Source organism: Streptomyces sp. NPDC091272 (assembly GCF_044757485.1).
Lineage (GTDB): Bacteria > Actinomycetota > Actinomycetes > Streptomycetales > Streptomycetaceae > Streptomyces.
On record NZ_JBIVVC010000001.1, the window covers coordinates 940,443 to 951,941 of the forward strand.

At 72.0% G+C, this 11,499-nt stretch carries 11 protein-coding genes; 4 read left to right on the plus strand and 7 right to left on the minus strand.

Annotated elements, in window-relative coordinates; all coding sequences use genetic code 11:
• Positions 1-322: 322 nt before the first annotated feature.
• From ACIQM4_RS03820 to ACIQM4_RS03830, 3 genes are all read right to left on the minus strand, one after another.
• The gene (locus tag ACIQM4_RS03820; protein WP_401585491.1) at positions 323-2,797 is read right to left on the minus strand and encodes a Tex family protein; all 2,475 of its coding nucleotides are present in this window, start codon (positions 2,795-2,797) and stop codon (positions 323-325) included.
• Positions 2,798-2,931: 134 nt separating this feature from the next.
• Positions 2,932-3,066, minus strand: coding sequence for an LPFR motif small protein (locus tag ACIQM4_RS03825; protein WP_401585493.1), 135 nt, complete (start codon positions 3,064-3,066; stop codon positions 2,932-2,934).
• 118 nt (positions 3,067-3,184) lie between these two features.
• Positions 3,185-4,057: a hypothetical protein gene (locus ACIQM4_RS03830; protein ID WP_401585496.1), complete on the minus strand. Its 873-nt coding sequence runs from the start codon at positions 4,055-4,057 to the stop codon at positions 3,185-3,187.
• Positions 4,058-4,167: 110 nt separating this feature from the next.
• Here ACIQM4_RS03830 and ACIQM4_RS03835 point away from each other — a divergent pair, with 110 nt between their 5' ends.
• Together ACIQM4_RS03835 and ACIQM4_RS03840 are read left to right on the plus strand one after the other, a co-directional pair.
• The gene (locus tag ACIQM4_RS03835) at positions 4,168-5,223 is read left to right on the plus strand and encodes a GlxA family transcriptional regulator (protein ID WP_401585498.1); all 1,056 of its coding nucleotides are present in this window, start codon (positions 4,168-4,170) and stop codon (positions 5,221-5,223) included.
• A gap of 64 nt (positions 5,224-5,287) precedes the next feature.
• Complete coding sequence (locus ACIQM4_RS03840; RefSeq protein WP_401585501.1) at positions 5,288-5,914, plus strand: DJ-1/PfpI family protein; 627 nt, start codon at positions 5,288-5,290, stop codon at positions 5,912-5,914.
• A 29-nt stretch (positions 5,915-5,943) separates the two neighbouring features.
• Here ACIQM4_RS03840 and ACIQM4_RS03845 read toward each other — a convergent pair whose 3' ends face one another.
• Positions 5,944-6,723 carry an enoyl-CoA hydratase/isomerase family protein gene (locus ACIQM4_RS03845; protein ID WP_401585504.1) on the minus strand — a complete coding sequence of 260 codons (780 nt, stop codon included), beginning with the start codon at positions 6,721-6,723 and terminating at the stop codon, positions 5,944-5,946.
• An 88-nt stretch (positions 6,724-6,811) separates the two neighbouring features.
• On the opposite strand from ACIQM4_RS03845, the gene ACIQM4_RS03850 reads away from it, so the two are divergent.
• Complete coding sequence (locus ACIQM4_RS03850) at positions 6,812-7,555, plus strand: HdeD family acid-resistance protein (protein ID WP_401585507.1); 744 nt, start codon at positions 6,812-6,814, stop codon at positions 7,553-7,555.
• Positions 7,556-7,669: 114 nt separating this feature from the next.
• Complete coding sequence (locus ACIQM4_RS03855) at positions 7,670-8,218, plus strand: ATP-binding protein (RefSeq protein ID WP_401585509.1); 549 nt, start codon at positions 7,670-7,672, stop codon at positions 8,216-8,218.
• A gap of 36 nt (positions 8,219-8,254) precedes the next feature.
• Here the strand turns inward: ACIQM4_RS03855 and idi are convergent, their stop codons facing one another.
• The 3 genes from idi to ACIQM4_RS03870 form a co-directional block, all read right to left on the minus strand.
• Positions 8,255-8,857, minus strand: coding sequence for an isopentenyl-diphosphate Delta-isomerase (gene idi / locus ACIQM4_RS03860; protein ID WP_401585511.1), 603 nt, complete (start codon positions 8,855-8,857; stop codon positions 8,255-8,257).
• A gap of 142 nt (positions 8,858-8,999) precedes the next feature.
• On the minus strand, positions 9,000-10,235 hold the full coding sequence (locus tag ACIQM4_RS03865) for a GNAT family N-acetyltransferase (RefSeq protein ID WP_401586112.1): 1,236 nt from the start codon (positions 10,233-10,235) through the stop codon (positions 9,000-9,002).
• A 243-nt stretch (positions 10,236-10,478) separates the two neighbouring features.
• A complete protein-coding gene (locus tag ACIQM4_RS03870; RefSeq protein ID WP_401585513.1) occupies positions 10,479-11,420 on the minus strand; it encodes a cation diffusion facilitator family transporter in 942 nt (313 codons plus the stop codon).
• Positions 11,421-11,499: the final 79 nt, after the last annotated feature.

Below are 11,499 nucleotides of genomic sequence, written 5' to 3' on the forward strand. Positions count from 1 at the left end.
GGGGACCACGGAGACTAGAGCCCGCCCGAAGGGCCGGGGCTACGGAGACCTGGCCGGCCGACGGGCCGGGGTTACGAAGAGCCAGCGCCCGACCGACCGGGGTCACGAAGACGCAGCCGCCGGACGGACCGGGTCGCGCGACTGGGGCAGGCGCACCCGGTTGCGCGCCTGGGCAGGCGGCGCAGTGAGGGGCCGCGGCAGGCCACGCCCCCCTCCGCTCGGAGTGCCAGGCCGCGGCAGGCCACGCCCCCCCCGCGCGCTCTGCCTTGAAGGGCCCCCGCGCGCTCTGCCCCTGGTGGGACGCCCCCGCGCCCCGCCGCCCTCAGCCCCGCTTCTTCCCGTCCGTCAGGCCCGCCCTGCGCAACGCGTCCGCCATCGCACTGTTGGCAGGCGCCGGGGCCGACCGCCCGCCACCGCCGCGCTGCTGCTGCTTCGCCCCGGCCCCCTGCGACTGACCGCCACGGCCCCCGTCACCGCCCTGACCACCGCGGCTGCCCTTGCTGCCCCGGTCCGAGCCGCGTCCGCCGCCCCCGCCCTGCCGCTGCTGGGGCGGACGCCCGGAACCCGAGCGCGACGACGGCGCCCCCGCGTCCTCGCCGCCCGCGGCCCGCGCCGTGCCCGGCTCGTCGTCCAGCCTCAGCGTCAGCGAGATCCGCTTGCGCGCGATGTCGACGTCCCGCACCTTCACCCGCACCACGTCCCCCGGCTTCACCACGGAGCGAGGGTCCTTCACGAATGTCTTCGACAGGGCAGAGACGTGCACCAGACCGTCCTGGTGCACCCCGACGTCCACGAACGCACCGAACGCCGCCACGTTCGTGACGACCCCCTCCAGCACCATCCCGGCCGCGAGGTCACCGATCTTCTCGACGCCGTCCTTGAACGTGGCGGTCTTGAACGCGGGCCGCGGGTCCCGCCCCGGCTTCTCCAGTTCCCGCAGGATGTCGGAGACGGTCGGCAGCCCGAACTTCTCGTTCACGAAGTCCGCCGCCCGCAGCCCCCGCAGCACGTCCACGTTCCCCACCAGGGAGTCCGCACCCGTCGACCTGGCCATCGCCCGCACCACCGGGTACGCCTCCGGGTGCACGCTGGACGCGTCCAGCGGGTCCTCGCCGTCCCGGATGCGCAGGAAGCCCGCGCACTGTTCGTACGCCTTCGGGCCGAGCCTGGCCACGTCCTTGAGGGCCTTGCGCGACCGGAAGGGGCCGTTCGTGTCCCGGTGCGCGACGATGTTCTCCGCCAGGCCCGAGCCGATGCCCGAGACCCGCGAAAGCAGCGGTACGGACGCCGTGTTGACGTCCACGCCGACACCGTTCACACAGTCCTCGACCACCGCGTCCAGCGACCGCGACAGCTTCACCTCGGAGAGGTCGTGCTGGTACTGGCCGACCCCGATCGACCTCGGGTCGATCTTCACCAGCTCCGCCAGCGGATCCTGCAGCCTGCGCGCGATGGAGACCGCCCCGCGCAGCGACACGTCCATGTCCGGCAGTTCCTGCGAGGCGAAGGCCGAGGCCGAGTAGACGGAGGCGCCCGCCTCCGAGACCATGACCTTCGTCAGCTTCAGTTCGGGATGCTTGGCGATCAGCTCGCCCGCCAGCTTGTCGGTCTCCCGGGACGCCGTGCCGTTCCCGATCGCGACCAGGTCGACGGCGTGCTCCTTCGCGAGGCGTGCCAGCTTGCCCAGCGCCTCGTCCCAGCGGTTCGCGGGTACGTGCGGATGGATGACGTCGGTCGCCACGACCTTGCCCGTGGCGTCCACGACCGCGACCTTCACGCCCGTACGGAAACCGGGGTCCAGGCCCAGCGTCGCCCGCGTACCGGCCGGTGCGGCCAGCAGCAGGTCGCGCAGGTTGGCCGCGAAGACCCGCACCGCCTCGTCCTCGGCGGCGGTGCGCAACCGCAGTCGCAGATCGATCCCCAGATGCACCAGGATCCGGGTTCGCCACGCCCAACGCACCGTCTCCACGAGCCACTTGTCGCCGGGGCGACCGCGGTCCGCGACATTGAAACGCCGGGCGACCATCCGCTCGTACGCACTGGGGCCCGGCTCGTCGGACGGCTCGTCCGGTTCCAGGACCAGGTCGAGGACGTCCTCCTTCTCGCCGCGCAGCATCGCCAGCACCCGGTGCGAGGGGAGCGCGGTGAAGGGCTCCACGAAGTCGAAGTAGTCGGCGAACTTGGCGCCCGCCTCCTCCTTGCCCTCACGCACCTTCGCCGCCAGTCGGCCGCGCGTCCACATCCGCTCGCGGACCTCGCCGATCAGGTCGGCGTCCTCCGAGAAGCGCTCGGTCAGGATCGCCCGCGCGCCCTCCAGCGCGCCGGCCGCGTCCGCCACGCCCTTGTCGGCGTCGACGAAGGCGGCAGCGGCGGCGAGGGGATCGACGGACGGGTCCTTCAGCAGTCCTTCGGCGAGCGGGGCCAGCCCGGCCTCCCGTGCGATCTGCGCCTTCGTGCGCCGCTTCGGTTTGAAGGGGAGGTAGATGTCCTCCAGCCGCGCCTTCGTCTCGGCCGCGCGGATCTGCGCCTCCAGGGCATCGTCCAGCTTGCCCTGCTCCCGTACGGAATCGAGGATCGCGCGGCGGCGGTCCTCCAGCTCCCGCAGGTACCGCAGCCGTTCCTCCAACGTGCGCAGTTGCGCATCGTCGAGCATCTCGGTCGCTTCCTTGCGGTAGCGCGCGATGAACGGCACGGTCGAGCCGCCGTCGAGCAACTCGACGGCGGCCCTGACCTGCCGTTCCTTGACGCCGAGCTCCTCGGCGATCCTGTTTTCGATGCTTTCGATGGACGTCGTCACGGTGTTACCGACTCGCCTTCTCCTGCGGGCAGTGCATGGTGCACCTCACGGTGGTGTCACCGCGGTGCACCTGCATTCTGCCGTGCAGAAGTACACGGCCACGCACGGGACCGCTCGGCGCGGTCCCGTGCCACTCACGCACGGCGCGCGCGGCCACCGCTTCGCGAGGCCCCGCCGAACAGCTTGGCGACCAGCCGGAACGGCAGCGTCACCACGGTGGCGATCGCGCCACCCACGGTACGGAGGGCATCGGCAATGGCTCGGAACACGGGGTCCTCCTTCGTCGTACGGACGTTCCCCGTGCGAGTTGCCGCCGTTGGCCGCAGCAAACCCCCGCCGAGGCGGAAGGTAAGGAGACGGCAAAGGCGGGGCCGCTGCTGCCCCCGCTCAGCCCTTCCCGATCAGCGTCTCGGGGAACGCCCCCGCCATGGCCGCCGTCATCAGGAAGCCGCGGCCCAGCTCCGTCAGCCGCTCGACACCCGCCGTTCCCAGGTGCTCGTACGGGGCGAGGTCCAGCCGGTCCGTCATGTCCTCGACCCCGGCCCGAAGCGCCACGCCCTCCTCGGTCAACTCGCCGTCCCCGTCGAGGAGTCCGCGCCCGCGCAACCGGTCCGCGGCAGCGTCCCAGTCCGTCTGCGACCAGCCGCGGGTGCGCAGCACCCAGGCCGGGTTCATGCCACGGCCGGTGGCGGTGTGGCTGACCAACGCCTCCACCGGGTCGAGCCCGACGGCGAGCAGCGCGGCCAGGTGGCCGTCTCCCCGGTGCTCGCGCAGCAGCGTCGCCGCGTGCCACAACGCCAGGTGCGCCTCCTCGGGGAAGGGCAGATCGGCGTGGGCGGCGTACAGCGGCCGGGCGTGGCGCGTGCACGCCTCGGTGGCCCGCCGTGCCAGCTCCGCGGCCTCCGCCATCTCCGGCGACGCGACGACGTCCGCGCCGAGCAGCCGCCGCAGCGCCGCGTCGGCGGCCCGCATCCGGGCACCGAGGACCGCCTCGGGCGACACGGTGTCCCACAGTGCAGGGACGACCTTCGCGATCAGGTCGTAGTTGTAGTTGTAGAAGGCGCCGGCGACCACCCCGGGGCCGACCGCGCCCAGCGCCGCCAGCCGCCCCACCATGAACGGGGCCTCGTCGTCCACGATGCCGATCGAGCTGAGCTCCTGGGAGTACTCGGGCGAGAAGTAGACCGTGGAGTGCAACGAGTTGAGGGGGTTGTGGCAGCGGCGGCCGGCCCGCTCGGGCAGCGCAGGGTTCGAAGTCATACGGGCACGTTACCGACTGCTTAGTACGTCGCAAGGGGGTGGGCCGCGATGGCAGGAAAGGTGGGGAGCCCGTCATTGCGGCCATCGCGCCCGCCGCGAAGGATGGAGCCATGACGCTGCGACCCCCGCTCGTACTCGTGGTCCTCTTCGACGACGTGCAGAGCCTCGACGTGACCGGCCCCGTGGAGGTCTTCGCGGGCGCGGGCCTTGCCTCGGGGAGCGCGTACGAGATCCGCACCGCCTCCCTGGACGGCGGCCCGGTCCGCACCAGCAGCGGCCTCGCCCTCGTCCCGGACGGCGCCCTCGCGGACTTCGTCCCGCGCCTCATGGCGGGGCCCGTCCCCGCAGGTGGGCCCGTCCCCGCAGGTGGGCCGGGGTCCGCCCCTGCCCCCGATCCCGTCGGCACCCCCGATGTCACGCTCCTCGTCCCCGGCGGTCGGGCCACCCGCAGCCCCGACCCCCGCCTGGTCGACTGGCTGCGCAGGTACGCGCCGCGCGCCGCTCGTCTGGTCTCCGTCTGTTCCGGTGCGCTGCTCCTGGCCGAGGCCGGCCTGCTGGACGGGCGCAGGGCCGCCACCCACTGGCTGGTGACCGACCGGCTCGCCCGCGACCATCCGGCGGTGGAGGTCGACCCGGAGGCCATCTACGTGCGGGACGGCCAGGTCTCCACCTCCGCGGGCGTCACCAGCGGCATCGACCTCGCGCTCGCGCTCGTGGAGGAGGACCACGGCCGCGACGTCGCCCTGAGCATCGCCCGCCATCTCGTCGTGTTTCTGCGCAGGCCGGGCAACCAGTCCCAGTTCAGCGCCCAGCTCGCCGCCCAGAGCGCCCGGCGCGAACCGCTGCGGGACGTGCAGCAGTACATCTCCGAGCACCCGGCGGCGGACCTCTGTGTCGAGTCCCTCGCCGCCCGCGCCCGCCTCTCGCCCCGGCACTTCGCCCGCGCCTTCCACGCGGAGACCGGCACCACCCCGGGCCGCTACGTCGAACGGGTACGCCTCGAACACGCCCGCCGGCTCCTGGAGGACAGCTCCGACGGCGTCGAACGCATCTCCCGTACCAGTGGCTACGGAACACCCGAGGCCATGCGCCGCGCGTTCGTCAAGGCGCTCGGCACGGCCCCCGCCGAGTACCGCCGCCGCTTCCGGCCCGCCACCGCGCGCTGAGGAACCCGAAGACCCGCCGCCACGCCCTGACGACCCATGACCCACCGCTGAAAGTGAGTTGACCGTGCAGATCGCCATCGTCCTGTACCCGAACTTCACCGCCCTCGACGCCGTCGGACCGTACGAGACCCTCGGCCACATCCCCGGCGCCGAGACCTCCTTCGTCGCCGAGCGGACCGGTCCGGTGCTCAACGACCGCGGCCAGCTGGCGATCGAAGCCACCCGGACGTTCGCCGAGGTGCCCCGGCCCGACATCGTGGTCGTCCCCGGCGGCCCCGGTCAGGCGGACCAGATGGACAACAGGCCTCTGCTCGACTGGCTCAGGGCCGTCGACGCCACCACCACCTGGACCACCTCCGTCTGTTCCGGCTCCCTCGCCCTCGCCGCCGCGGGCCTCCTCAAGGGGCGCCGCGCGACCTCGCACTGGCTCGCCCTGGAGACCCTGGCCGGGCTCGGTGTCGCGGCGACGGGGGAGCGGGTCGTCTTCGACGGCAAGTACGTCACCGCGGCCGGCGTCTCCTCCGGCATCGACATGGGGCTCGCACTGGCCGGGAGGATCGCGGGCGATCAGGTCGCGCAGACCATCCAGTTGATGACCGAGTACGACCCGCAGCCGCCGTACGACGCGGGCTCCCCGGACAAGGCCCCGGCGGAGGTGGTCGAGTACTGCCGCACGCGCAGCCGTTTCTGACGCTCACCCGACGCAGGGACCGGGGAACCTCACCTGTGCGGGGCGTTCCACCCGAAGTGCGGCGTCCGGCGTTCCAGGAAGGCGGTGACACCCTCCGCGGTGTCGCCGCTGCCGCGCGCCTGCTCCGCCCAGTAGGCGTCCCGGTCGGTGCGCCCGTCCGCGAACTCCTTCGCCGCCGCCTGCGTGAGCTGCGAGCGAGAGACCAGTACCCGGGTGAACTCTGCGACCCTCTTGTCGAGTTGGCCCTGCGGCAGCACCTCGTCGACGAGTCCGGTACGCAGCGCCCGTTCCGTGTCGATCAACTCGCCCGAGAACAGGAGGTACTTGGCGGCGGCGGGGCCCACCAGTGCGGCCAGCCGGCGCGTCGACGACGACGGGTAGACGATGCCGAGTTTCGCCGGGGTCACCCCGAAGAGCGCCCCTTCCTCCGCGAACCGCAGGTCGCAGGCGGCCGCCAGCTGACTCCCGCCGCCCACGCAGTATCCGCGCACGGCGGCCAGCGTGGGCCGCGGAAAGGCGGCGAGGGCCTCCTCGGCCCGCACGGAAAGCTGTTGCGGCGAACCCTCGGCCTCCTCGTCCCCGTCGTCGGGGGCGCGCAGCGAGGAGATGTCGGCCCCGGCGCAGAAGGTCGCGCCGTCACCCACAAGGACCAGCGCCCGCACCTGCCGGTCGGCGGCCAGCCGCTCCAGCAGCTCGGGCAGTGCACGCCACATCCCGGCCGTCATCGCGTTGCGTTTGGCCCGATGGCTGAGCACGACCGTGGCCACGGAGTCGGTGACGTCGCACATCACCCGGGGAGACAACTGCATGGGGCGGATGCTATATGGCCCGCACGAACCTATGATCGGGGCATCCAGGGGGGCGAGGCAGGCACGGGGCCGACCGAGGAGTGTCCAGATGGTGGATCAGACCCGCGTGGACCAGACCCACGCGAGCAAGAAACTGAACCGGAACTTCGGCTGGCTGGCCTTCCTCGGCATCCTGCTGGTCATCGGCGGAGCGGTGGGACTCCTCTACACCGCCTTCGCCACCCTCACGTCGATGCTGCTCTTCGGCTGGCTGCTGCTGGTCGGCGGACTGATCGGGCTGATCCAGGCCGTCCAGTCGCGCGGCTCCAGCTTCTTCTGGCTCGGAGTCGTCGTCGCCGCCCTGAACATCGCGGCCGGCGTCGTCGTGATCCGCCACCCGGTCGTCACCGCCGAGGCCCTCACCATGTTCGCCGCGCTGCTCTTCCTCACCGGTGGCGTCTTCCGGGTGGTCGGCAGCGTCGTGGTGCGGGGCCCGCAGTTCGGGTGGACCCTCGTCCAGGGCGCGTTCGGCCTGCTGCTCGGCATCCTGGTGCTCTTCGACTGGCCGCACTCCAGCCTGTACGTGCTGGGTGTCTTCTTCTCGCTGGCCCTCCTCTTCGACGGACTCGGGCTGATCGCGATCGGTCTCGGCGGCCGACGGGTGGTCACCATGGTGTCCGAGGCGCTACAACCCGAGGCGCCCGCGGCGAAGGACACCCCGGCGGCTCCTGACGCGGAAACTCCCCGCGGACCGGAGACGGCGGGCGCCGCGGGCGCGGGCGCCCCCGAACGGCCCGCGGGACAGCCCGACTTCGGTAAACCGGAAGATCAGGACCGGTCAACCAACCGATAGAAAAACGATCCACAAGCGCACCGGAAGATTGCGGTTGCGGTCAAAAGTCGTCGTTTGCAGCCGACTTGTGATCGGCGCGCTGGTACGGACCGCTCGGCCCCGAAGACTCGAACCGTGGTGACGACCGAGCGTGAGGGCGGGAGCCCGATGATGGAGAGCCGTGGGAGCACCCCACCTGCCGACAGCCCGGCGGGGGCGGTCGACGCACCGCCGGGCGGCGGCGCGGGAGGCGGCGCGGAAACTCCGCGGGCGTACGAAGGCGTCTGGCGGTTCACCGCCCCGGCCGTGGACCTCTCCGTGCCACAGGCCCGGCACGCCGTGCGGGACCTGATCAGGCGGCAGGGCGTACCGGCCTCCGACGACCTGGTGCAGGGCCTCCTGCTGATCGTCTCGGAGCTGGTCACCAACTCGGTCAAGCACGCCGCGCTGCTCTCCCCGGAACTGGCCGTGGAAGTGGCCGTCGGCGCCGAGTGGATCAGGGTCTCCGTCGAGGACAGCCACCCCTACCGCCCGAGGCCCCTGGAGACGGACTACGCGCAGACCGGCGGGCGCGGGCTGCTGCTCGTGCGGGAGATCGCGGCCGAGGCCGGCGGTGTCTGCGACGTCGAGCACACCGCCGGCGGCGGCAAGGTCATCTGGGCGGCCCTGCCGCTCACCCCCTGAGCGGGCCGGGTGACCGTCCGGCCGCCCCGGCTGCGTCTACCAGCCCACCGCGTCGCCCGTCAGCTCCCGTACCGCCGGCCGCGCCGCGTCCAGCACCGTCATGAACCACGCCGAGAACGGGTCCTTCGCATGCTGCTCCGCCAGTTCCTGCGGCGTCACGAACGAGGTGTCCCCGACCTCCTCCGGGTCCGGTCGCAGAGGTGACTGCACCAGCCCGACGAAGAGATGGTTGAACTCCTGCTCGACCAGACCGGACGCGGGGTCCGGGTGGTTGTAGCGCACCGTGCCCGCCTCGGCGAGCAGCGTCGGCGAGACCCCCAGCTCCTCGTACGTCCGCCGGGCGGCCGCCGCGAAGGGCCCCTCGTCCGGGTAGGGGTGACCGCAGCAGGTGTTGGACCAGACACCGGGGGAGTGGTACTTGCCGAGCGCGCGCTGCTGGAGCAGCAGCCGCCCCGCCTCGTCGAAGAGGAAGACGGAGAACGCGCGGTGCAACTGCCCGGGGGGCTGGTGCGCGGAGAGCTTCTCCGCGGTGCCGATGGTGTTGCCGCTCTCGTCGACCAGTTCGAGGAGGATCTCCGGACTCCCGCCCGCTGATCCGTTACGAGCGCTGTTCGCCGCGGTGGCTGGTGTGGTCGGCATAACCATCCTTCGCTTCGGTTCCCGGCTGCCAAGTCTGCCGTACAAAAGCCGCTTGTCCGTACTTCGGCCGTACCGGAGGCAGCAAAAAGTCCTGCCCCGCCGCACGAGCGACAGGGGCAGGACTTCCCACTTCACCACCCGGTCAGACCCCGAACGCCGCCGGGTACCGGATCTCGCCGCGCGGCAGCTCGCCCGCTCCGTCCAGTACGAGCGCCATCATGGCCTCGTCCGGCACCTCGAAACCGGCCCGGACCCCCAGCCCGGAAGCCGGCGTGAAACCGAACCTCGGGTAGTACTCCGGGTGTCCGAGCACCAGCACCAGCCGCTCGCCCGCGACCCGCGCGGCATCGAGCACGGCGCGTGTCACCGCCGCCCCCGCCCCCTGCCGCTGGAAGCGCGGGGCCACCGCGACGGGCGCGAGCGCCACCGCCGGGGCGCCGCCGACGTGGCACCGGGTGATCAGCGCGTACGCGGCGACCGATCCGTCCGGTGCCTCGGCGACGTACGAGAGACCGGCCAGCCAGGCCGCCGGATCCTTCCGCAGTTCCTCCACGAGCTCGGCCTCGGCCTCTGTAGGGAAGGCGGCGGCGTTGACCGCGTGCACCGCGGCGACGTCGGCGGGCGTCTCCGGGCGGGTGCGCCAGCGCGTGTCGGCGGGCCGCAGGACGTACCCGGTGTACCCGTAGTCGCCGGCGTGCTCGCGGCGCACCTCGATCTCCTCGCGGGACATGGCGAGAGCCTCGGCCATACCGGGCACGGACGGATCGGCACTCTCGTTGCGCGCGCCGAGCGGCCCGTAGTACTCGTCCCAGTCGCTCTCCGGCTGGAGGTACGTGGCCAGGACGTCGTACCCGGCGGCGACGGCCGCCGCCGTGTTCGAGGAACGGGTGCCCAGCGCGTACTGCGGGTCCCAGAAGGCGCGGGCGCCCGCCGACGGCTGCGGGGCCGTCCACTCGATCTCCGAGACGACGAGCACGCCGCCCGGGGCGAGCAGCCGCCGCCACCGCTCCAGGGCGGTCGCGAAGCCGATGCTGTACGCCGACCCCTCGGCCCACACCAGGTCGTACGAGCCGTCCTCGAACCCGGGGCCCGCGAGCGTGCCCATGTCGGCGTTGACGGCACGGATCGAGTCGGTGAGCCCACGGGCCCCGGCCGCCGCCCGCAGCTCGTCGAGGAAGGGCTCGTACAGGTCGACCGCGGTGACCCGCGCGCCGGCCTCACCGGCCAGCAGCAGTGAGGCACGCCCAGGACCGCAGCCCAGGTCGAGGACCCGCGGGCGGTCAGGAAGGCGCCCCGCGCGGGAGGCGAGGGAGAGCAGCAGCCGGGTGGTGGCGTCGGAACCCGGGCTCTGCCTGGGCAGGCCGCGGTGAAGAGTCATGAAGGCGTCGAAAATGACGTTGTCGGACAACGTGGATCCCTTTGGGAAAGGGGCCCGCGGAAAGAAAGAGTCAGCCGAGGGCCCGGAGGATGAGGATGGACCGTGTGCCACAGGAGGCGGCGCGCGCCGTGACAGTCATCAACTCATCACCCTTCTCGACCTGGATCTGTCCGAGACCGAACGTCTCTTCGATCACTCTAACAGTCGGCGGTACCGGTGCCCCGCTGTCCGCCGGTGACCGGGCTAGTGGCAGAGCTTCGCCTCGTGCGCCGCGTGGCCGCTGGGTTCCAGCTGGAACGTGCAGTGCTCGACGTCGAAGTGGTCCCCGAGACATCCCTGCAACTCGTGCAGCACCTTCTCGTGCCCGAACGAGTCCAGTACCTTCTGGTCCACCACCACGTGGGCGGACAGCACCGGCATCCCCGACGTGATCGTCCACGCGTGCAGGTCGTGCACGTCCTGCACACCGGGAGTGCGCAGGATGTGTTCGCGCACCTCGGCCATGTCCACCCCCTTGGGGGCCGTCTCCAGAAGCACGGAGAGGGTCTCCCGGAGCAGCTTCACCGTCCTCGGGACGATCATCAGACCGATCACCAGTGAGGCGATCGGGTCCGCGTAGCTCCAGCCGGTCGCCAGGATGATGCTCGCGGAGATGAGCACGGTCACCGAACCGAGCGCGTCCGCGAGCACCTCCAGATAGGCGCCGCGCACGTTGAGGCTGTCCTTCTGGCCCTTGACCAGCAAGGACAGCGAGACCATGTTGGCCACCAGGCCGACGAGGGCGAAGGCGATCGCCATCCCGCCCTTGGTCTCGGTCGGCGTGATGAACCGCTGGACGGCCTCGATGAGTACGTAACCGCCGACGCCGAGCAGCAGCAGGCAGTTGGCCAGCGCGGCGAGGATCTCGGCGCGGGCGTACCCGAAGGTGGCGTTCCGGGTGGCGGGGCGGTTGGCGAAGTGGATCGCCAGGAGCGACATCGCCAGACCGAGCGCGTCCGTCGCCATGTGCGCCGCGTCCGCGATGAGGGCGAGGGAGTCGGAGAGCAGACCGCCGACGATCTCCACGACCATCACGCTCAAGGTGATGCCGAGGGCTATGCGCAGCCGCCCCTTGTAGGCGGCTGCCGCGGTCCCGGTGGGCGGCGGCCCGCCGTGCGCATGCCCGTGATCGTGCCCAGCCCCCATGAAAGCGCCTCCTGAGACATGGCGGAACGAGTCGTCCGACGCCTAAGTGAACTACTGGCCGGGGGCAGGGGCAAGCCGG

Bases quoted from the DNA above. Each gene is read 5' to 3' on its own strand.
- ACIQM4_RS03830 (WP_401585496.1), bottom strand. From the start codon at position 4,057: ATGACTTCGAACCCTGCGCTGCCCGAGCGGGCCGGCCGCCGCTGCCAC.
- ACIQM4_RS03835 (WP_401585498.1), top strand. From the start codon at position 4,168: ATGACGCTGCGACCCCCGCTCGTACTCGTGGTCCTCTTCGACGACGTG.
- ACIQM4_RS03845 (WP_401585504.1), bottom strand. From the start codon at position 6,723: ATGCAGTTGTCTCCCCGGGTGATGTGCGACGTCACCGACTCCGTGGCC.
- ACIQM4_RS03850 (WP_401585507.1), top strand. From the start codon at position 6,812: ATGGTGGATCAGACCCGCGTGGACCAGACCCACGCGAGCAAGAAACTG.
- idi (WP_401585511.1), bottom strand. From the start codon at position 8,857: ATGCCGACCACACCAGCCACCGCGGCGAACAGCGCTCGTAACGGATCA.
- ACIQM4_RS03865 (WP_401586112.1), bottom strand. From the start codon at position 10,235: ATGACTCTTCACCGCGGCCTGCCCAGGCAGAGCCCGGGTTCCGACGCC.
- ACIQM4_RS03870 (WP_401585513.1), bottom strand. From the start codon at position 11,420: ATGGGGGCTGGGCACGATCACGGGCATGCGCACGGCGGGCCGCCGCCC.